Genomic DNA, 504 nt, shown 5'->3' with positions numbered 1-504 from the left:
TGGCGGAACTGGTGCAGGACACCGAGACCGCGCTAGTGATGATCACCCACGACCTCGGCGTCGTCGCCGGGCTGTGCGACGAGGTCAACGTGCTCTACGGCGGGCGGGTGGTGGAGCGGGCGCAGCGGCACGAGCTGTTCAAGCGGCCGAGGCACCCCTACACGCACGGTCTGCTGGCCTCGATCCCCAGGCTCGACGCGCCGCGCGGGGAGCGGCTGGTGCCGATCAAGGGCTCGGTCGCGGACAACATCCCGTGGACCAGCGCCTGCGCCTTCGCCCCGCGCTGCCCCAACGCGCTGGACACCTGCGTGGAGACGACACCGGTGATGGAGGCCGACAACGGCAGGCTCCTCCGCTGCCACAACCCCGTCGAGCAGGAGCAGGAGGTGTCCGCATGAGCACCCTGGTCAGCGTCCAGGACATGAAGGTCCACTTCCCGATCAAGCGCGGCGTCGTGCTCGACCGGACCGTCGGCTACGTCTACGCGGTGGACGGGGTCGACCT

1 protein-coding gene is annotated in these 504 nt (G+C 69.8%); it reads left to right on the top strand.

Translation table 11 applies throughout. The features are described from left to right. Positions 1 to 398, top strand: a 398-nt coding sequence (locus CCN37_RS38055) for an oligopeptide/dipeptide ABC transporter ATP-binding protein (protein WP_143262061.1), incomplete at its 5' end; no start/stop codon positions are given. Positions 399 to 504 lie beyond the last annotated feature (106 nt).

This window comes from Allokutzneria sp. NRRL B-24872 (genome assembly GCF_002155965.1).
In the GTDB taxonomy this organism is placed as follows: Bacteria; Actinomycetota; Actinomycetes; order Mycobacteriales; family Pseudonocardiaceae; genus Allokutzneria.
This window is presented reverse-complemented; position numbering and strand designations above follow the sequence as displayed.